Below are 21943 nucleotides of genomic sequence, written 5' to 3'. Positions count from 1 at the left end.
TCAAAATCCTTTCAAAATAGTCCAGATACCGCCGCATGCGATGGCGACACCGTAGGGCAGCGGCGCACGTCTCAAGTGACGCCAGCGCTCGACCGCATAGATCCGGCGCGCCAAGGACGATCCGGCGGCCGCCAGCTTCGGGTGCGGTAGGCGGCGCATCATCAGATGCACCGCAGCCAGGACGCCACCGGCGAGTGCCGTTACCGTCAACAGCTCAATCACGCCGGTTAACGGAAGACCGATCGCCAGAGCAACCAGCAACTTTAAATCACCGCCCCCGATCATTCCGCGCTGATAGATCACGATGAGCAGCACGAACAGGATTGCGGCGACAATTAGTGACTGGGCGACCTGCATCGGGCTGGCCAATTGGCCGACGATCCCGAGGAATGCCAGCGCCAGACAAATTTCGTTTCGGATCAATCGTGTCGCGATATCGATCGTTGCAACATAGAACAACAATGCGATTTCCAGACACGAGGTCGTGAACGCAATCCAGCTCATGAAAAATTACCTCAGACGCGACGGGGACGCTTTGCAACGCCCCGGCGTCAGACAGTCTCTCTGCCTCAAGCGGCAGTAGTGACCGCGGTGGTGATCGTACCGATCGCAGTGGTCAGCGCCTGGCCGATGCCGCTGGAAGTCGTGGTGCCGAACGCGGCAGCCACAGCGGCGACGATGCAAGCGGCGACGATCACGTACTCGAAGGACACAACGCCATCCCTGTCGCGGCGCAGCAGTCTCACGGTTTCTTTCGCCAGAATGTAATATTTACGCATTGGACTTATCCTGACTGACAATGAACGATGCAAAAATTGCAAGGGGCACCGTTGGCAGAAAGACTGCCAACGGCATCTGCTTGCTCTAGGCCGCCGTGGTGACCGCAGTCGTGACCTTGCCAATCGCGGTGGTCAGCGCCTGGCCGATGCCGCTGGAGGTCGTGGTGCCGAACGCAGCGGCAACAGCGGCGACGATGCAAGCTGCGACGATGACGTACTCGAACGAAACAACGCCCTTGGAGTCCGTGCGCAGTTGCTTCAGGGCTTCGGTGGTTTTGATGTAATAGCTAAGCATTGTACAATCCCTCTCACTAAGATGAATTTACTGATAAATGTTGGCATCCAAATTTACGAAGTTGGTACGTAAATTTGTCCCAACATTGCCAGCACCTTAAATCGATCGCGACGAACTTGCCAACAGTAATCGTTTGTTAACCCTACTACTGCATGGCGTTTCGGATTTCTGGAGCTAATCCCGAATGAGTATCGAAGCGCCGACCGCCCGTAAAAATACGGCCGGACGATATACTGCGATACCGGCGCACGAAAGTCCCGCCCGTAGCGCCCGGGCAGGCGTAGCCAACAACGACCTATCGTTCGCGAATGCCGCGTACTGCATCCAGTCGTGCGTCTGCGCGTTGCCGCACCTTAGCACCAGGCACAAACAGCAGACGTAAGATGATGTTGAGCCGGCTATTGCGCGCAGTCGAAGCGTCGCAGCGATGAACGCCCGCTCCTACTTCTGCCGGAATGACTGATTGAATGACATCACCAACGGCCCAACGATATACTCAAATGCCGTGCGTTGCACCGTCGGGATCATGACTGTCGCCGGCATGCCCGGGTAGAGCCGAATGTTCGGCATCGCAGCGAGCTCACCGCGGTCAATCCGCACGAAGGCGGTGTAATAGGGTGCGTTGGTCTTCGGATCGGTCAAGCGGTCGGCCGAGATCTGAATGACGTCGCCATGAATGATCGGAACGATGCGCTGCTTGTACGCGGTGAGGTGAACCTCCGCGCGCGTGTCCGGATGCACGTCGCTGATATCATCGACACCGACCTGTGCCTCAATGGTCAGCGAGTCCTCGTCCGGAACGATGTCAAGGATTTTATCCCCGCGCTGAATGACGCCGCCCACCGAAAATACGCTCAGGCCCACGATCCGACCGGTATAAGGCGCGCGGATCTCCATCCGGCCTAACACCGCTTTGGCGTTCATCGCCTTCGGAATCACTTCCAAGAGCTTGGCTTGGGTGTCACGCAGGTCCTTCGTGACGTCGGTCATCCGATCGTTATCGAGCTGGGCGATTTGTTGCTCCTGCTCGGCGATTGCTTGGCGGGCCTTAGCAATGTTCGCCGTCGTATCCGCGATCTGCCCCTCAAGACCAAAGGCGGTTCGCTCCAGCTGCAGAATTCGCGGCCGGGCGATCAAGCCGCGCTCGACCAGCGGGGCAATATCGGCGGCTTCCTTGTGAATGGAGTTGATCTGGTCGGTAAAGGATTTGACCTGCGCCTCGGCGCCCACGATCTGCGAGCCGAGCTGATTGATCTTTTCCCGGATCACGCTGCGCTGCCCTTCCAGCGCGGCCCGCCGGCTCTGGAATTGGCTGAGTTGACCTTTCCAGACGCTCTTGAGATAGCGATCCTCGGTTCGAGCCTCGAGATCGGGGGGCATCACGAGCTCGGAGCCATGCTCGAGCTCTGTCAGCAACCGGATTTCGGTTGCCCGCAGCACAGCATATTCTTGCGTCAGGACGTCGTATTCGGCACGGGCCTGGGTTTCGTCGAGTACGATCAGGAGATCGCCGGCAAGCACCCGATCGCCTTCCCGGACGCGTAGTTCATTGACGATGCCGCCGTCGAGGTGCTGGACGCTCTTGCGGTTTCCATCAACCTTGATCACCGCGTTGGCGACCACGGCGCCATTGAGCGGCGCAGTCACTGCCCAGGTACCGAGACCACCAAAGAACGCTGCGATGATTAGCCATCCCACCAGAGCAGTCTGTCGAATCGAGTCGTTTGGGCCGTTGTGTAGGCCGGTTGCAGCCGACAACGGGGTTCTCGAGCGGTTTGCGGCATCCACCAGGGCCATGCAATCTATCCTAACTCGCCGCTGCCTGAACGGAGGGGACCGGCACCGGTCGCGTCAGGCGCGATAGAATTTCGTTCCGTGGGCCGAACATCTCGGCGACACCCTCACGCAGCACCAGGATCTTGTCGCAAACGCCAATGGTGGCAGGCCGGTGTGAGATCAGGACCACGGTCGTTCCACGCTGCTTCAGCTGCAGGATGCAATGGGCAAGCGCGGCGTCGCCATCTGCATCGAGGTTCGAACTTGGCTCGTCAAGCACGACAAGGCTCGGATCGCCATAGACCGCCCGAGCAAGGCCAATCCGCTGGCGATAGCCGCCGGAGAGGATGGCACCGCCCTCCCCGACCTGGGTATCGTAGCCCTGCGGCAGTCGCACAATCATTTCGTGCACGCCGGCCAGCTTTGCCGCAGCAATAATCGCATTGTCGTCGCCGTCGTCGAACCGGCAAATGTTTGCGGCGATGCTGTCGGCGAAGAGTTCGACATCCTGCGGAAGGTAGCCGAGGTGCTGGCCCAGGGAGGACCTGATCCAGGTCGAAATGTCGGCGCCGTCCAGCCGCGCCGCGCCTGCCGAAGGCGTCTGTACTCCGACGAGGTGGCGCGCCAGCGTGGATTTACCAGCGCCGGACGGACCGATGATGCCCAGCACTTCTCCCGGTTCAATCCGGAAGGCAACCCCGCGCAAAATGGCCTTTGACGTTCCCGGTGCTGCGAATGATAGGCCGTCCACCGAAAGCTGGCCGTCGGGGCGGGGCAGAGTCAGTCCGGTTTCACGCGGTGGATGGGCGCTCAACAGCTCGCGCAGCCGCACGAAGGCGCCCCGAGCCGAGACAAGGCCGCGCCAGGATCCAACGATCTGCTCCACCGGCTGAAGCGCACGGCCGAGCAGGATGCTGGCCGCAAACATCGCCCCCGCGGTGGTGAGGCGCTCGATGACAAGGTAGGCGCCTACTCCCAATATCAGCGATTGCATGGACAGCCGCGAGAACCGGATCAGGCTCTGCATGGCGGAGGCACGGTCGCTGGCGGTGACCTGGCGCTCAATCATCCGGATGCGGTCCCGACTCCAGCGTCGCAACAGTCCGGGCGTCATGCCCATGGCGCGCACCACTTCGGTGTTGCGCAGGCTCATCTCGGTAAAAATGTAGTTTCGGCTCGCCGCCTCGTTGGCCTCCGACAGCGGAGACTTGACTGCCAGTTCGTTGAGAAAGGCCAGCAGGATCAGAATGAGGCAACACGCCAGTGCAAAGGCGCCCAGCAACGGGTGTAGCGCAAAAATCACGAGGATGTAGATCGGGGCCCAGGGCAGATCAAAGACTGCGTGAACTCCTGTGCCCGTGATGAACTGGCGAAAAGTGTCGAAATCGCGCAGCAGCTGGCTACGCGTGCTGCCGCCCCTTGCGTTGCGGTCGATCACTGCTGTCATCACGCGCGGTGCCATTTGATGGTCGAGGCGAACACTGGCGCGCGTGAGTACGCGCGCGCGTACCGCATCGAGACCTGCAAGCGCCCCATAACCCAGCAACAGGGCGATGGTCAGCATGAGCAGCGTGATCTCGCTGCCACTCGAGATCACGCGATCATAGACCTGAAGCATGTAAAGCGGGCCAGCCAGATAAAGGACATTGATGGCCAGGCTGAAGATTGCGGCGGTGACGAAATAGCTCCGGCCGCCGTCCAATAGACGCCGCAGTTCGTCATTACTCTTGATCGGAGCAATACTCACACGATCTGACGGAAACCGTCCCCCTGAAATTAATAATCTTCCGCGGTACGAGCAAAATACAATCGATGTGATTCAGTATAGCCGGGATTGGCTGCGTTTCTTTCGTTAACTGCGGAAATGTTTAACATAACCGGCTGCTGGATTAAACCGGCAAATCTCCGGGGCCGGGTTTCAGCCGACCTCGAGGAACAAGGGTAAGGAGAGCTCGCGGCACCATCTCGCAATTAATAATTTTCATGGCCGCAATCTCGCGCATATTTCGAGGATCCGGCCAAGCTCGCACTCCATGAACGATTTGATTGTCTCAGGTCAGGATTGCATGATCGCGCGGCCAACTGGTCGAAAAAATGTGACGGATGCCAAAAAGCGTATGAAGCGCGATGGCCGCCAGTCCTGCGCGCAATTCTAACAACGCTCCGGCGCGGCAGGAATTCCGGCGCGGGGGCACATTTGTCGAATAGAATTCCGGTAATTAGGTCATGCGTGTGAAATTCCAATAATGCTGTTGGGATGGAGCAGGTTCTGGTCCTCTAATATTCCCCAGAATGCGCCTGCGGTATTGCTATGTACATCGCTAATCACCCCCTCCGGACTTCCAATACACCAAGCTCCCATCCGCCGAGACGTCAAGTTGACCTCCCGCCAGACCTCCGTTGAAAGCTTCCAGCGCATTCTTGAGGCCTTCGCCATCCGCCGTCACAGCGTAATGGGTGGCGTCGACTAGCGCATTTCCGGTGTGTGGGTGGTAGCCAGCGGTAGTCTCGTTGAAGACTGACGAAAATGCGGTCCAAGCCGGCGAGCTTGAGGAAAGCGCAGAGGTGAACAATTGTGTACTCGTGTTGTACTCGGCACCTACGGCACCGAACGTCAGCGTGTCACTGTTAACATTGGACGTGGCGTTGTGGTTGATTGTGATCGAGTTCGTCCCAAAAGTGGAGACCGTCGTGCTTCCAGGAATGCCACTACCTGTAACGCTCTCACCCACATAGAGCTGCGAAACCGTTGAGGGCGTGACATTGATTATCGTTGCGCTAGCGCTGACGACTTTTCCCGTTGCGCTAAACGTGGTTTCAAGCTTGCCATCATGATTGAGGTCCGCGTTGCCGCCGGTTAGCGTGCCCGCCGTATACGTGGTCTCGGCCCAATTGATTGCCGTCTCTATGAGGCCAATGGGCTCGTGCCCGCCATCGTTGTAGTCATTGAGTTGGCTCGCAATCAGTTGATTCAACATGATGACATGCGCATCGCTCGAAGTCGACTGAGTGATGATCTCCTGCGCGGCCAGCAGCGGGAGAAAAAACGCCTTCTCGCCGCTGTTTGTAGTTCCACTGTGATCAATATCGCCGAGCAGCAGGCCGGTCTTCAGCGGGTTGACGTCGTCCGTGCCGGGCAGATACGCCTTTGTGAGTGTCCCGGCGCTCTCCAAGGTTGCTGCCTTGGAGTCGTTGAATGCGATGCCATCCCAGTCGGTCTGGTGCTGTGCCCAGAAGCCCGCGGTCAGGCCCGGAAGGGCTTGGTTGATCGCGTTCGCAAAATTGTCATTGGTGATGTTCACGCCGCTGGTTCCAGCAACGGTGTAGCCAGCCGTTCCGAAAGTCTCCGTGTATCCCCCTGGCAAGAGTTCCTGCACAAAATAGTTTCCCGGCGCAAGATTGCCGAATGAATACGACCCGTCGGTTGCAGTCGTGGTGGCTTCAAGGAACGTTGTTTCGCCAGAATCGACATGGCCGTTGTGGTTAGAGTCTTTCCACGTGAAGAGATCGATCGTGACACCGCCGATTGGCGTATCCACGCCGGAGTCAATCTTGCCGTTTGAATTGGCGTCGAAATATTTCTTGCCCGAGATGCTAAACTCCGCGAAATTCGCGAAGTCGTTGCCCTTCAAATCGGCTCCGCTGGCCGGAGTGATCACATAACCCGCCGAGCCATAGGTTTGCGTCGAATTAGCCGGCACCACCTCCTTGACCAGATAGCTATCGCCAGCTCCCAGCGGCAGCACGTTGTCAAACTCGTAGTGGCCGCCAGGGCCCGTCGTCGTCATCGCCACGACCGCGCTGGTGTTGGCATCGATCAAGTCGATCGTGACCCCCGCCAACCCGATATCGTCGGCAGTCCCGACCGCAACCGTCCCGTCGTCGCCTTTGACGTCGTTGTACTTCGTGCCCTCGATCTTGAAGTCCGCGAAATTCGCGAAGTCGTTGCCCTTCAAATCGGCTCCGCTGGCCGGAGTGATCACATGGCCCGCCGAGCCATAGGTTTGCGTCGAATTAGCCGGCACCACCTCCTTGACCAGATAGCTATCGCCAGCTCCCAGCGGCAGCACGTTGTCAAACTCGTAGTGGCCGCCAGGGCCCGTCGTCGTCATCGCCACGACCGCGCTGGTGTTGGCATCGATCAGGTCGATCGTGACCCCCGCCAACCCGATATCGTCGGCAGTCCCGACCGCAACCGTCCCGTCGTCGCCTTTGACGTCGTTGTACTTCGTGCCCTCGATCTTGAAGTCCGCGAAATTCGCGAAGTCGTTGCCCTTCAAATCGGCTCCGCTGGCCGGAGTGATCACATACCCCGCCGAGCCATAGGTTTGCGTCGAATTAGCCGGCACCACCTCCTTGACCAGATAGCTATCGCCGGCTCCCAGCGGCAGCACGTTGTCAAACTCGTAGTGGCCGCCAGTGCCCGTCGTCGTCATCGCCACGACCGCGCTGGTGTTGGCATCGATCAGGTCGATCGTGACCCCCGCCAACCCGATATCGTCGGCAGTCCCGACCGCAACTGTCCCGTCGTCGCCTTTGACGTCGTTGTACTTCGTGCCCTCGATCTTGAAGTCCGCGAAATTCGCGAAGTCGTTGCCCTTCAAATCGGCTCCGCTGGTCGGAGTGATCACATACCCCGCCGAGCCATAGGTTTGCGTCGAATTAGCCGGCACCACCTCCTTGACCAGATAGCTATCGCCGGCTCCCAGCGGCAGCACGTTGTCAAACTCGTAGTGGCCGCCAGTGCCCGTCGTCGTCATCGCCACGACCGCGCTGGTGTTGGCATCGATCAGGTCGATCGTGACCCCCGCCAACCCGATATCGTCGGCAGTCCCGACCGCAACTGTCCCGTCGTCGCCTTTGACGTCGTTGTACTTCGTGCCCTCGATCTTGAAGTCCGCGAAATTCGCGAAGTCGTTGCCCTTCAAATCGGCTCCGCTGGTCGGAGTGATCACATACCCCGCCGAGCCATAGGTTTGCGTTGAATTAGCCGGCACCACCTCCTTGACCAGATAGGTATCGCCGGCTCCCAGCGGCAGCACGTTGTCAAACTCGTAGTGGCCGCCAGTGCCCGTCGTCGTCATCGCCACGACCGCGCTGGTGTTGGCATCGATCAGGTCGATCGTGACCCCCGCCAACCCGATATCGTCGGCAGTCCCGACCGCAACCGTCCCGTCGTCGCCTTTGATGTCGTTGTACTTCGTGCCCTCGATCGTGATCTCATGAAAGTTTGCGAAGTTCAGGTCGCCAACGTTCGAAGTTCTCACTTGCTCCAAATAGCCATTCTCGCTCTTGGTGGAATCAAACCCAACGTCAGAGCTGCCGTTCACCACCATCGTGTTAACGTCAGGGCTCTGGACCCACCCGGCCTGGTTCCCCTCGACGATGATGTAGCTGCCCGGGTTAAGCGGTCCAAAGCTATACGCGCCGGCAGCGTCCGTGGTCACGTGATCAACGAGCGTATCATTGGCATCCAGTTGGCCCGCCACAGTGCCGTTGTCTTGGTAGAGGAAGATTTCAAAGCCTACCTTCGGGGCGCCGTCGGTCCCAGGGTCGAGCATGCCGTTGCCGTTTGCATCCTCGTACTTAAACCCGGAGAGGACCGCGGTCGGTTGGGCCGCCGCCACGGTGAAACTGGCGGTATCGCTGTCGGTCAGCAGAGTATTGCCGTAGTTGGCGGTGACGGTCGCCGTGTCGGCGAACCCGGACCCGGCCGCTCCTGCCATCGAGGTCACCACGCTGGAGACCAGGGAGGCGCCAGGGGCCAGAATGGTGGAGGAAAATGTGAAGGGGCCGGGCAGCAACGGACTATCGGTTACCGACACGTTGGTATCCGTGACATTGCCGGTATTGGTGACTACCACTTCGTAATCAACGGTCCCACCCGGCGTCGCCGACGGCACCGAGCCGTCGGAAATGAGCGTCTGTCCGCTTGGAAGGACCGCGGTGATCGCCGCCGTAACCGCCGTGATATCGCCGGCAGACTCGCCGTTGATGCCATCGTCGGGGTTGAGATACCAGGTCGTCCCGCCGTTCACGGACACCAGCTTCTCGACGTTGATAAGCGGCGTTACGTTGGGGGCGGTCGTCCCGGTCTGGGCGCCCCACTCTTCAAAAGTCGAGTTCGCCGCCCAACTGCCGCCCTGATAACCAAAGGCGGAGTACAGGTAGACGCTGTCGCCTTTTGCCGGATCGAAGTCGGCGGTCGGGATCAAGACGACGAGATCGGACCCCGTTTGGCTGCCGCCGCCGCTACCGGCCGTGAACTGAGAATTGAGCAGCACCGAATTAGGCTGATTGCTTGTTTCGTGTTGCGTGGAATTGAGATCGTAGACTAGCGTGCCGCTGCCGCTATTGAAGGAGAAGCTGGGCGCGGTTCCAGCGGTGCCGTCGTTTGCCGTAAATGATCCGTTGCCGAGATTGTCAGTGTGCGATTGCCAAATCTGCAACTCGTCGAGCGACAGGTAGGAATTATTCGTGTTCTGATGAACGTCAAGCTTGAACGCGTAATACGACGGCGTGTTGACGGGCGTCGCGCTCGTGATCGGGTTGCCGCTGGCGTCAACGGCCACAAGGTTGCTTAGATGAATGGTGAAATTGTGCGTGTCATCGCTGCCTCCGTTCAACACACCGACTGCGGTAGTGTCGAACCCCTGCTCCGTTCCGAGCTGGGAGCTATTATCCTGTTGCACCTCCGAGAACGTAGAGAACACGCCGGACCCGGTGCTGCCGTTCGGATCGAGGGTCGTGCCGTCGTTGGCCCAGATCGCGCCAGCTACCAAGGCGGTTGTTCCCAGAGTCGTGCCCATCGCCACAGAGAGGTCGATATGGTTGTCGACATATAAGAAGTCGGTCGGCGGCGCATCCGCGAACCGCTCCGTCGCCATGACGCCGGCGGTCAGGTCGGTTGCCGTCAGCAGGATGTTCTGGTTGGTGTAGAGCGCGGGATCGATCCACATGGTGGTCGCCGCAGTGCCATCGCTTCCGATTGTCAACGTTGTGTCGAAGGTGATGGCACCCAGCGTGCCGTTCGCTTCGATCACCTGGGCGGTGATCTCGATAGCGTCGCCGGCGCTAGAACCCGCGGCGGTGATGCTGGCGGTCGATCCGGGTGAATAATCCAGCTGATCGGTAGTGACAGAGAATGATTGATCCGCGCTGAGAACGTACGTGCTCGTAATGGGATCCCAAGTGTATGATGCCATAACGAAACCCTCCTGAAATGACGCAACCGCAAAGCCTGTCGCGAACGCTCGCCCCCTCCCGAATAGTCGCCGCCCTATTAATGCTCAGAGCGAGTCTTCTTTGCGCTGGTTGAGCGGGGAGCATCGCCCCTGAACGCGCGTCACAAAAATACCGGCCTGCCTTCAGGCGTTCCGGCTCCGCAATGCAAAAATGGTGATGCAAGGTTTCAAGAGAACGCCCTCGGCCGTCTGCCCTTTGAAGCGGGGTAATTTTGCGTTCGGCCACTTGCCACAAAAGCGGCATTGTTATGACCATTAGACGCCTTACTAACCACGGTGATTAACCATAGTGCAATGGCATCTCGTTGGTTTAGCGTCCGCCGTGCTGCGCAGAAGGGGTACCCCGCATGCCTCTTGCGAAGCCGGCGTGGTGCCAACGGTCGCGATACGGTCGCTTCTGAAATGATCAAAGGCGTCGCCAGAACGGCCGCCGCTGTTCTTGCGTGCAAGCCATAAGTTAGCTCAAGCTAACGGAGCGAGACCTACTAGCCGTCTCCGGATCGGTCACCAGAGATGATCGCGCTTGAGTTTGTTTGCGCTTCGGGCGATCAGGCCCCTCCATCTCCTTGAGAACCGTACGGCAATCCCGCTTTGTTATTGATTGGCGAGATGTTCATGGCGAGCGAGTCCGCTGGCAAATTGTGTAATCGCAACCCTCTAAGATGTTGCCGCTACTCGGTTGATGGACTGTCACTTCTTCTCCCAGCTTTATTGGCAGCTAGGCGATGTGGTGCGGATCATAGCTGATCACCGTGCCCGTGGTGGTGTCTGCCTTTTCGTTGAAGCCCGTCGGATCGTACTGCCCGAGCAGGACAATGTTGGCCGTGTGACCTCCATCCGACACCGTCAAAGTGCCGCCGCTCCCGGCCTGGTTCTCGGCGAAAGTCACGGTGGTGCCTGCACCGAAAGCGAACCCCTTGAGATCGATATCGTCGTTGGCCGCAAGCCCACCAACCGTTCCGGTGAAATGGAAGGCATCATCCAGGATCAGGTGACCGGTGGCGGTCGCGTCAAAGATGACGTTCGCGCTCGAAGCGGCTCCGAACTCCATGGTTCCAGTCCCGCTGATCTCCGCGGTGCCCGATCCGGTGACCTCAGCCTGCGCGGTCACAGTGCCGCCGTTGGCCCAGAGCAGGCCGGAGTTGGCGACCGCGCTCTCGATCACCAGGCCGCCGCTGCCGGTCGCCTCCAGTGTTCCGGAGTTCACGATGGTGTTGGTACCGGTGTCGATCTCGAGACTATTGGTCACGTTGGCAATGATGGTGCCCTCGTTCACCAGGATCATCATGCCGTCGCCGAGGTGGCCGGCACCCGAGATGGTGTTGTCGACGTTGGTAAACGTGACGTCCGACACCGATCCAACCACGTAGTTATCAGCATCGTCGGACAGCACGAGCTGCCCACCGCCGTCGAGTGTGATGCCGTGCTCGATCAGCTCCAAAGTGGTCTGATCTCCCGTCGACTGCAGCGAGATGGTCCCGGTATTATGGATTTCGCCGGTCAGTGGCAGCATTGCGCCGTCGCCAATCGTCATCGCGCCCGGATTTTCCGTTGTTGGCGTGACATCGAATTCGAAGTTGGACGATGTAAGATCTGCTGCGTGCACGCCCTCGAGCGTGATGGTCTGGCCATCGGTCACCGTGATGACCGCGTTGCCGCTGGCGTCATCGGCAGTGTGGGCCTGGAGATCGACGAAGGTCGTAAAGCCTGAGTACCCGATCAAATCGAGGGTATCAGCGGATACATCGAAGCTGTGCACCACGTCGTTGCCGATCGGTTGTGAGAAGACGAGCAGATCGTGGCCGCTTGAGGCGGTCAAGTTATCGTCACCTGAGATGGCGAAGATAGGCGAGCCGGGGGCATAAGCCTCTACATTGTTTAAAATAAGAGCATACCCTCCTGTGCCGTCTTGATATGTCCAGGTCTCCTGCACCTGAAGCACTAGCGCTCCGATAAATCCAGAGTCCGGCATAACCATCAGAGACGAAAGATCGTTGGACACTAGCGTCCAAGTGTCTCCGTCCACGCGATTACCGGCATCTAATGACCAACCTGAAGGTAAACCGTGGATTGATACAGTAAACTCGCCAATCCCGTCGTGCGGATTATCAAGTGCGAGATTGATCTCAGATCCTGTGACACCGGCTGGATACTGCGACGATATTGCGCCAGCCGAGCTCGTGTTCCCAGCCGCGTCAGTAGCGGTAACAGAAATTGACTTAGTCCCGGGCCAAGTCGGGGCAAGCGGAACCGAGAAAGTGCCGCCAGTGCCAGTTGTTCCGGTACCTTCATTGGTACCCTGCACCGTAACAGTGATCGTAGAGTTCGCTTCTGCGGATCCCGTAATCGTATGTGTCGTCTGGTTGTAGCTCAAACTCGAAGGCGCATTCGGCGCCGTAGTGTCGACCGTGATGTCCAGCGCGTGGCTGGTCGAGGCGATGCTCACATTACCCGCAACGTCGGTCTGGATCGCCCGGATATTATGGGTGGCACTAGCCGCCAGGGAAACGTCCAGGGTGAACGTGCCTCCGGATACCGTTGCTGTGCCCAGGCTCTCGCCTGCATTGACCACGCCGTTGTTGTTGGCGTCGTCGAACAGCGTCACCGTCGCCCCGTTCTCTCCCGAACCGCTGATGGTTAGGGCAGACGTGTTCTTGGTGATATTGTCGGTGTTGCTCGACCCGGTATCGTCGGCGGCCGCAAGGTCAAGCGCCGACGGTGCCCCCGCGCTGGTGTCGATCGTCACGCCCAGCGCGGCGGTGCTGACCGTACCCACGTTGCCGGCCAAATCCACCAACTCCACTTTCAGGTTATGAGCGCCATCCGTCAGGGTACTGGTGGTGATGTTCTTGGTCGTTCCATTCCAGGTGCCACCGGTCAAATCACCAGAAACGACCGTGTAGCTACCCACCACTGCGTTGCCATTGCTGGTGTCGATGATTTTGATAATGTCGCCCACCGCCATCGCCGTTCCAGCCAAGCTGCTCACCGTTACGCTTGGCGTATTGACGTTGGTAATATTGTCACTGCTGCTGCTACCGGAGTCGCTGCCGGCGGCAAGACTCAAAGTCTTGGTCGCCAAACTGCTCGGTGCCGTGGTGTCGATCGTCACCGACTGCGCCGTCGAGGTGCCGAGATTGCCGGCAACGTCGGTCGCCGAGGCCGTCAGGCTGTGGCTGCCCGGCGCCAGCGTCACGCCCGCCAGCGTCCAGTTGCCGCTCGCGTCCGCCGTGGTCGTCCCCAGCGTGGTCATGCCGTCCTTCACCGTGACGCTGCGGCTCGCATCCGCGACGTCGATGGTGCCGCTGACCGACACCGTCGTGGTGTTGGTGATGAAGTCGCTGCCGCTGGTGCCGTTGTCCGGCGCAATCGCGGTGACCGCAAGCGTCGGTGCCGTGGTGTCGATCGTCACCGACTGCGCCGTCGAGGTGCCGAGATTGCCGGCAACGTCGGTCGCCGAGGCCGTCAGGCTGTGGCTGCCCGGCGCCAGCGTCACGCCCGCCAGCGTCCAGTTGCCGCTCGCGTCCGCCGTGGTCGTTCCCAGCGTGGTCGTGCCGTCCTTCACCGTGACGCTGCGGCTCGCATCCGCGACGTCGATGGTGCCGCTGACCGACACCGTCGTGGTGTTGGTGATGAAGTCGCTGCCGCTGGTGCCGTTGTCCGGCGCAATCGCGGTGACCGCAAGCGTCGGTGCCGTGGTGTCGATCGTCACCGACTGCGCCGTCGAGGTGCCGAGATTGCCGGCAACGTCGGTCGCCGAGGCCGTCAGGCTGTGGCTGCCCGGCGCCAGCGTCACGCCCGCCAGCGTCCAGTTGCCGCTCGCGTCCGCCGTGGTCGTCCCCAGCGTGGTCGTGCCGTCCTTCACCGTGACGCTGCGGCTCGCATCCGCGACGTCGATGGTGCCGCTGACCGACACCGTCGTGGTGTTGGTGATGAAGTCGCTGCCGCTGGTGCCGTTGTCCGGCGCAATCGCGGTGACCGCAAGCGTCGGTGCCGTGGTGTCGATCGTCACCGACTGCGCCGTCGAGGTACCGAGATTGCCGGCAACGTCGGTCGCCGAGGCCGTCAGGCTGTGGCTGCCCGGCGCCAGCGTCACGCCCGCCAGCGTCCAGTTGCCGCTCGCGTCCGCCGTGGTCGTCCCCAGCGTGGTCGTGCCGTCCTTCACCGTGACGCTGCGGCTCGCATCCGCGACGTCGATGGTGCCGCTGACCGACACCGTCGTGGTGTTGGTGATGAAGTCGCTGCCGCTGGTGCCGTTGTCCGGCGCAATCGCGGTGACCGCAAGCGTCGGTGCCGTGGTGTCGATCGTCACCGACTGCGCCGTCGAGGTGCCGAGATTGCCGGCAACGTCGGTCGCCGAGGCCGTCAGGCTGTGGCTGCCCGGCGCCAGCGTCACGCCCGCCAGCGTCCAGTTGCCGCTCGCGTCCGCCGTGGTCGTTCCCAGCGTGGTCGTGCCGTCCTTCACCGTGACGCTGCGGCTCGCATCCGCGACGTCGATGGTGCCGCTGACCGACACCGTCGTGGTGTTGGTGATGAAGTCGCTGCCGCTGGTGCCGTTGTCCGGCGCAATCGCGGTGACCGCAAGCGTCGGTGCCGTGGTGTCGATCGTCACCGACTGCGCCGTCGAGGTGCCGAGATTGCCGGCAACGTCGGTCGCCGAGGCCGTCAGGCTGTGGCTGCCCGGCGCCAGCGTCACGCCCGCCAGCGTCCAGTTGCCGCTCGCGTCCGCCGTGGTCGTCCCCAGCGTGGTCGTGCCGTCCTTCACCGTGACGCTGCGGCTCGCATCCGCGACGTCGATGGTGCCGCTGACCGACACCGTCGTGGTGTTGGTGATGAAGTCGCTGCCGCTGGTGCCGTTGTCCGGCGCAATCGCGGTGACCGCAAGCGTGGCCGCGCTCTCGTCGACCGCGAGGCTGTGGTCGGCGGCGGCCGGGTTGCCGGCGACATCCGAAACGCTGGCATGCACGGTGTAGGAGCCGCCGTCGCTGAGCGCGGCGACGTCGGCCTGCGCGACCGAGGTCGACCAGGTGTGATCGGCGGCAACGGTGCCGGTGTAGTCGTGGCCGTTGAGGCTGACGGTGACGGTCTGGCCGGCCTCGACGCCGGTGGTGGCGCCGCTGATGGTCAGGGCGGATTGCGACTCCAGGGCGTTGACGACGTCGTCGAGCGCGATGGTGTTGATGGTGATGGCCGCGCTCTCGTCGACCGCGAGGCTGTGGTCGGCGGCGGCCGGGTTGCCGGCGACATCCGAAACGCTGGCATGCACGGTGTAGGAGCCGCCGTCGCTGAGCGCGGCGACGTCGGCCTGCGCGACCGAGGTCGACCAGGTGTGATCGGCGGCAACGGTGCCGGTGTAGTCGTGGCCGTTGAGGCTGACGGTGACGGTCTGGCCGGCCTCGACGCCGGTGGTGGCGCCGCTGATGGTCAGGGCGGATTGCGACTCCAGGGCGTTGACGACGTCGTCGAGCGCGATGGTGTTGATGGTGATGGCCGCGCTCTCGTCGACCGCGAGGCTGTGGTCGGCGGCGGCCGGGTTGCCGGCGACATCCGAAACGCTGGCATGCACGGTGTAGGAGCCGCCGTCGCTGAGCGCGGCGACGTCGGCCTGCGCGACCGAGGTCGACCAGGTGTGATCGGCGGCAACGGTGCCGGTGTAGTCGTGGCCGTTGAGGCTGACGGTGACGGTCTGGCCGGCCTCGACGCCGGTGGTGGCGCCGCTGATGGTCAGGGCGGATTGCGACTCCAGGGCGTTGACGACGTCGTCGAGCGCGATGGTGTTGATGGTGATGGCCGCGCTCTCGTCGACCGCGAGGCTGTGGTCGGCGGCGGCCGGGTTGCCGGCGACATCCGAAACGCTGGCATGCACGGTGTAGGAGCCGCCGTCGCTGAGCGCGGCGACGTCGGCCTGCGCGACCGAGGTCGACCAGGTGTGATCGGCGGCAACGGTGCCGGTGTAGTCGTGGCCGTTGAGGCTGACGGTGACGGTCTGGCCGGCCTCGACGCCGGTGGTGGCGCCGCTGATGGTCAGGGCGGATTGCGACTCCAGGGCGTTGACGACGTCGTCGAGCGCGATGGTGTTGATGGTGATGGCCGCGCTCTCGTCGACCGCGAGGCTGTGGTCGGCGGCGGCCGGGTTGCCGGCGACATCCGAAACGCTGGCATGCACGGTGTAGGAGCCGCCGTCGCTGAGCGCGGCGACGTCGGCCTGCGCGACCGAGGTCGACCAGGTGTGATCGGCGGCAACGGTGCCGGTGTAGTCGTGGCCGTTGAGGCTGACGGTGACGGTCTGGCCGGCCTCGACGCCGGTGGTGGCGCCGCTGATGGTCAGGGCGGATTGCGACTCCAGGGCGTTGACGACGTCGTCGAGCGCGATGGTGTTGATGGTGATGGCCGCGCTCTCGTCGACCGCGAGGCTGTGGTCGGCGGCGGCCGGGTTGCCGGCGACATCCGAAACGCTGGCATGCACGGTGTAGGAGCCGCCGTCGCTGAGCGCGGCGACGTCGGCCTGCGCGACCGAGGTCGACCAGGTGTGATCGGCGGCAACGGTGCCGGTGTAGTCGTGGCCGTTGAGGCTGACGGTGACGGTCTGGCCGGCCTCGACGCCGGTGGTGGCGCCGCTGATGGTCAGGGCGGATTGCGACTCCAGGGCGTTGACGACGTCGTCGAGCGCGATGGTGTTGATGGTGATGGCCGCGCTCTCGTCGACCGCGAGGCTGTGGTCGGCGGCGGCCGGGTTGCCGGCGACATCCGAAACGCTGGCATGCACGGTGTAGGAGCCGCCGTCGCTGAGCGCGGCGACGTCGGCCTGCGCGACCGAGGTCGACCAGGTGTGATCGGCGGCAACGGTGCCGGTGTAGTCGTGGCCGTTGAGGCTGACGGTGACGGTCTGGCCGGCCTCGACGCCGGTGGTGGCGCCGCTGATGGTCAGGGCGGATTGCGACTCCAGGGCGTTGACGACGTCGTCGAGCGCGATGGTGTTGATGGTGATGGCCGCGCTCTCGTCGACCGCGAGGCTGTGGTCGGCGGCGGCCGGGTTGCCGGCGACATCCGAAACGCTGGCATGCACGGTGTAGGAGCCGCCGTCGCTGAGCGCGGCGACGTCGGCCTGCGCGACCGAGGTCGACCAGGTGTGATCGGCGGCAACGGTGCCGGTGTAGTCGTGGCCGTTGAGGCTGACGGTGACGGTCTGGCCGGCCTCGACGCCGGTGGTGGCGCCGCTGATGGTCAGGGCGGATTGCGACTCCAGGGCGTTGACGACGTCGTCGAGCGCGATGGTGTTGATGGTGATGGCCGCGCTCTCGTCGACCGCGAGGCTGTGGTCGGCGGCGGCCGGGTTGCCGGCGACATCCGAAACGCTGGCATGCACGGTGTAGGAGCCGCCGTCGCTGAGCGCGGCGACGTCGGCCTGCGCGACCGAGGTCGACCAGGTGTGATCGGCGGCAACGGTGCCGGTGTAGTCGTGGCCGTTGAGGCTGACGGTGACGGTCTGGCCGGCCTCGACGCCGGTGGTGGCGCCGCTGATGGTCAGGGCGGATTGCGACTCCAGGGCGTTGACGACGTCGTCGAGCGCGATGGTGTTGATGGTGATGGCCGCGCTCTCGTCGACCGCGAGGCTGTGGTCGGCGGCGGCCGGGTTGCCGGCGACATCCGAAACGCTGGCATGCACGGTGTAGGAGCCGCCGTCGCTGAGCGCGGCGACGTCGGCCTGCGCGACCGAGGTCGACCAGGTGTGATCGGCGGCAACGGTGCCGGTGTAGTCGTGGCCGTTGAGGCTGACGGTGACGGTCTGGCCGGCCTCGACGCCGGTGGTGGCGCCGCTGATGGTCAGGGCGGATTGCGACTCCAGGGCGTTGACGACGTCGTCGAGCGCGATGGTGTTGATGGTGATGGCCGCGCTCTCGTCGACCGCGAGGCTGTGGTCGGCGGCGGCCGGGTTGCCGGCGACATCCGAAACGCTGGCATGCACGGTGTAGGAGCCGCCGTCGCTGAGCGCGGCGACGTCGGCCTGCGCGACCGAGGTCGACCAGGTGTGATCGGCGGCAACGGTGCCGGTGTAGTCGTGGCCGTTGAGGCTGACGGTGACGGTCTGGCCGGCCTCGACGCCGGTGGTGGCGCCGCTGATGGTCAGGGCGGATTGCGACTCCAGGGCGTTGACGACGTCGTCGAGCGCGATGGTGTTGATGGTGATGGCCGCGCTCTCGTCGACCGCGAGGCTGTGGTCGGCGGCGGCCGGGTTGCCGGCGACATCCGAAACGCTGGCATGCACGGTGTAGGAGCCGCCGTCGCTGAGCGCGGCGACGTCGGCCTGCGCGACCGAGGTCGACCAGGTGTGATCGGCGGCAACGGTGCCGGTGTAGTCGTGGCCGTTGAGGCTGACGGTGACGGTCTGGCCGGCCTCGACGCCGGTGGTGGCGCCGCTGATGGTCAGGGCGGATTGCGACTCCAGGGCGTTGACGACGTCGTCGAGCGCGATGGTGTTGATGGTGATGGCCGCGCTCTCGTCGACCGCGAGGCTGTGGTCGGCGGCGGCCGGGTTGCCGGCGACATCCGAAACGCTGGCATGCACGGTGTAGGAGCCGCCGTCGCTGAGCGCGGCGACGTCGGCCTGCGCGACCGAGGTCGACCAGGTGTGATCGGCGGCAACGGTGCCGGTGTAGTCGTGGCCGTTGAGGCTGACGGTGACGGTCTGGCCGGCCTCGACGCCGGTGGTGGCGCCGCTGATGGTCAGGGCGGATTGCGACTCCAGGGCGTTGACGACGTCGTCGAGCGCGATGGTGTTGATGGTGATGGCCGCGCTCTCGTCGACCGCGAGGCTGTGGTCGGCGGCGGCCGGGTTGCCGGCGACATCCGAAACGCTGGCATGCACGGTGTAGGAGCCGCCGTCGCTGAGCGCGGCGACGTCGGCCTGCGCGACCGAGGTCGACCAGGTGTGATCGGCGGCAACGGTGCCGGTGTAGTCGTGGCCGTTGAGGCTGACGGTGACGGTCTGGCCGGCCTCGACGCCGGTGGTGGCGCCGCTGATGGTCAGGGCGGATTGCGACTCCAGGGCGTTGACGACGTCGTCGAGCGCGATGGTGTTGATGGTGATGGCCGCGCTCTCGTCGACCGCGAGGCTGTGGTCGGCGGCGGCCGGGTTGCCGGCGACATCCGAAACGCTGGCATGCACGGTGTAGGAGCCGCCGTCGCTGAGCGCGGCGACGTCGGCCTGCGCGACCGAGGTCGACCAGGTGTGATCGGCGGCAACGGTGCCGGTGTAGTCGTGGCCGTTGAGGCTGACGGTGACGGTCTGGCCGGCCTCGACGCCGGTGGTGGCGCCGCTGATGGTCAGGGCGGATTGCGACTCCAGGGCGTTGACGACGTCGTCGAGCGCGATGGTGTTGATGGTGATGGCCGCGCTCTCGTCGACCGCGAGGCTGTGGTCGGCGGCGGCCGGGTTGCCGGCGACATCCGAAACGCTGGCATGCACGGTGTAGGAGCCGCCGTCGCTGAGCGCGGCGACGTCGGCCTGCGCGACCGAGGTCGACCAGGTGTGATCGGCGGCAACGGTGCCGGTGTAGTCGTGGCCGTTGAGGCTGACGGTGACGGTCTGGCCGGCCTCGACGCCGGTGGTGGCGCCGCTGATGGTCAGGGCGGATTGCGACTCCAGGGCGTTGACGACGTCGTCGAGCGCGATGGTGTTGATGGTGATGGCCGCGCTCTCGTCGACCGCGAGGCTGTGGTCGGCGGCGGCCGGGTTGCCGGCGACATCCGAAACGCTGGCATGCACGGTGTAGGAGCCGCCGTCGCTGAGCGCGGCGACGTCGGCCTGCGCGACCGAGGTCGACCAGGTGTGATCGGCGGCAACGGTGCCGGTGTAGTCGTGGCCGTTGAGGCTGACGGTGACGGTCTGGCCGGCCTCGACGCCGGTGGTGGCGCCGCTGATGGTCAGGGCGGATTGCGACTCCAGGGCGTTGACGACGTCGTCGAGCGCGATGGTGTTGATGGTGATGGCCGCGCTCTCGTCGACCGCGAGGCTGTGGTCGGCGGCGGCCGGGTTGCCGGCGACATCCGAAACGCTGGCATGCACGGTGTAGGAGCCGCCGTCGCTGAGCGCGGCGACGTCGGCCTGCGCGACCGAGGTCGACCAGGTGTGATCGGCGGCAACGGTGCCGGTGTAGTCGTGGCCGTTGAGGCTGACGGTGACGGTCTGGCCGGCCTCGACGCCGGTGGTGGCGCCGCTGATGGTCAGGGCGGATTGCGACTCCAGGGCGTTGACGACGTCGTCGAGCGCGATGGTGTTGATGGTGATGGCCGCGCTCTCGTCGACCGCGAGGCTGTGGTCGGCGGCGGCCGGGTTGCCGGCGACATCCGAAACGCTGGCATGCACGGTGTAGGAGCCGCCGTCGCTGAGCGCGGCGACGTCGGCCTGCGCGACCGAGGTCGACCAGGTGTGATCGGCGGCAACGGTGCCGGTGTAGTCGTGGCCGTTGAGGCTGACGGTGACGGTCTGGCCGGCCTCGACGCCGGTGGTGGCGCCGCTGATGGTCAGGGCGGATTGCGACTCCAGGGCGTTGACGACGTCGTCGAGCGCGATGGTGTTGATGGTGATGGCCGCGCTCTCGTCGACCGCGAGGCTGTGGTCGGCGGCGGCCGGGTTGCCGGCGACATCCGAAACGCTGGCATGCACGGTGTAGGAGCCGCCGTCGCTGAGCGCGGCGACGTCGGCCTGCGCGACCGAGGTCGACCAGGTGTGATCGGCGGCAACGGTGCCGGTGTAGTCGTGGCCGTTGAGGCTGACGGTGACGGTCTGGCCGGCCTCGACGCCGGTGGTGGCGCCGCTGATGGTCAGGGCGGATTGCGACTCCAGGGCGTTGACGACGTCGTCGAGCGCGATGGTGTTGATGGTGATGGCCGCGCTCTCGTCGACCGCGAGGCTGTGGTCGGCGGCGGCCGGGTTGCCGGCGACATCCGAAACGCTGGCATGCACGGTGTAGGAGCCGCCGTCGCTGAGCGCGGCGACGTCGGCCTGCGCGACCGAGGTCGACCAGGTGTGATCGGCGGCAACGGTGCCGGTGTAGTCGTGGCCGTTGAGGCTGACGGTGACGGTCTGGCCGGCCTCGACGCCGGTGGTGGCGCCGCTGATGGTCAGGGCGGATTGCGACTCCAGGGCGTTGACGACGTCGTCGAGCGCGATGGTGTTGATGGTGATGGCCGCGCTCTCGTCGACCGCGAGGCTGTGGTCGGCGGCGGCCGGGTTGCCGGCGACATCCGAAACGCTGGCATGCACGGTGTAGGAGCCGCCGTCGCTGAGCGCGGCGACGTCGGCCTGCGCGACCGAGGTCGACCAGGTGTGATCGGCGGCAACGGTGCCGGTGTAGTCGTGGCCGTTGAGGCTGACGGTGACGGTCTGGCCGGCCTCGACGCCGGTGGTGGCGCCGCTGATGGTCAGGGCGGATTGCGACTCCAGGGCGTTGACGACGTCGTCGAGCGCGATGGTGTTGATGGTGATGGCCGCGCTCTCGTCGACCGCGAGGCTGTGGTCGGCGGCGGCCGGGTTGCCGGCGACATCCGAAACGCTGGCATGCACGGTGTAGGAGCCGCCGTCGCTGAGCGCGGCGACGTCGGCCTGCGCGACCGAGGTCGACCAGGTGTGATCGGCGGCAACGGTGCCGGTGTAGTCGTGGCCGTTGAGGCTGACGGTGACGGTCTGGCCGGCCTCGACGCCGGTGGTGGCGCCGCTGATGGTCCAGGGCGGATTGCGACTCCAGGGCGTTGACGACGTCGTCGAGCGCGATGGTGTTGATGGTGATGGCCGCGCTCTCGTCGACCGCGAGGCTGTGGTCGGCGGCGGCCGGGTTGCCGGCGACATC

The 21943-nt window shown here is 63.6% G+C and carries 7 protein-coding genes; all 7 read right to left on the bottom strand.

The genetic code is table 11. From position 1 onward, the window contains the following. The 7 genes from AB8Z38_RS34735 to AB8Z38_RS34705 all read right to left on the bottom strand — a co-directional run bounded on the left by AB8Z38_RS34735 (position 1) and on the right by AB8Z38_RS34705 (position 21942). Positions 1 to 504 carry a prepilin peptidase gene (locus AB8Z38_RS34735; RefSeq protein WP_369722034.1) on the bottom strand — a complete coding sequence of 168 codons (504 nt, stop codon included), beginning with the start codon at positions 502 to 504 and terminating at the stop codon, positions 1 to 3. Positions 505 to 569: 65 nt separating this feature from the next. Beyond that, positions 570 to 779 (bottom strand): hypothetical protein, encoded by a 210-nt coding sequence (locus tag AB8Z38_RS34730; protein WP_279668636.1) that lies wholly within the window; start codon positions 777 to 779, stop codon positions 570 to 572. 85 nt (positions 780 to 864) lie between these two features. Then, entirely contained in the window at positions 865 to 1074 is a 210-nt protein-coding gene (locus AB8Z38_RS34725) for a hypothetical protein (protein WP_279668637.1), read from the bottom strand. Between the two features lie 441 nt (positions 1075 to 1515). Then, positions 1516 to 2871: an HlyD family type I secretion periplasmic adaptor subunit gene (locus tag AB8Z38_RS34720; protein WP_369722033.1), complete on the bottom strand. Its 1356-nt coding sequence runs from the start codon at positions 2869 to 2871 to the stop codon at positions 1516 to 1518. A 10-nt stretch (positions 2872 to 2881) separates the two neighbouring features. Then, entirely contained in the window at positions 2882 to 4597 is a 1716-nt protein-coding gene (locus tag AB8Z38_RS34715) for a type I secretion system permease/ATPase (RefSeq protein WP_369722032.1), read from the bottom strand. Positions 4598 to 5171: 574 nt separating this feature from the next. Beyond that, positions 5172 to 10055 carry a beta strand repeat-containing protein gene (locus tag AB8Z38_RS34710; RefSeq protein WP_369722031.1) on the bottom strand — a complete coding sequence of 1628 codons (4884 nt, stop codon included), beginning with the start codon at positions 10053 to 10055 and terminating at the stop codon, positions 5172 to 5174. Between the two features lie 757 nt (positions 10056 to 10812). After that, positions 10813 to 21942, bottom strand: a complete 11130-nt coding sequence (locus AB8Z38_RS34705; protein ID WP_369722030.1) for an Ig-like domain-containing protein — start codon at positions 21940 to 21942, stop codon at positions 10813 to 10815. Position 21943 lies beyond the last annotated feature (1 nt).

Source organism: Bradyrhizobium sp. LLZ17 (assembly GCF_041200145.1).
Taxonomy (GTDB): Bacteria; Pseudomonadota; Alphaproteobacteria; order Rhizobiales; family Xanthobacteraceae; genus Bradyrhizobium.
Note: the sequence above shows the minus strand (reverse complement) of the source record. Positions and strands in the feature narration are given on the sequence as shown.

Bases quoted from the DNA above. Each gene is read 5' to 3' on its own strand.
- AB8Z38_RS34730 (WP_279668636.1), bottom strand. From the start codon at position 779: ATGCGTAAATATTACATTCTGGCGAAAGAAACCGTGAGACTGCTGCGC.
- AB8Z38_RS34725 (WP_279668637.1), bottom strand. From the start codon at position 1,074: ATGCTTAGCTATTACATCAAAACCACCGAAGCCCTGAAGCAACTGCGC.
- AB8Z38_RS34720 (WP_369722033.1), bottom strand. From the start codon at position 2,871: ATGGCCCTGGTGGATGCCGCAAACCGCTCGAGAACCCCGTTGTCGGCT.
- AB8Z38_RS34710 (WP_369722031.1), bottom strand. From the start codon at position 10,055: ATGGCATCATACACTTGGGATCCCATTACGAGCACGTACGTTCTCAGC.
- AB8Z38_RS34705 (WP_369722030.1), bottom strand. From the start codon at position 21,942: ATGTCGCCGGCAACCCGGCCGCCGCCGACCACAGCCTCGCGGTCGACG.
- AB8Z38_RS34735 (WP_369722034.1), bottom strand. From the start codon at position 504: ATGAGCTGGATTGCGTTCACGACCTCGTGTCTGGAAATCGCATTGTTG.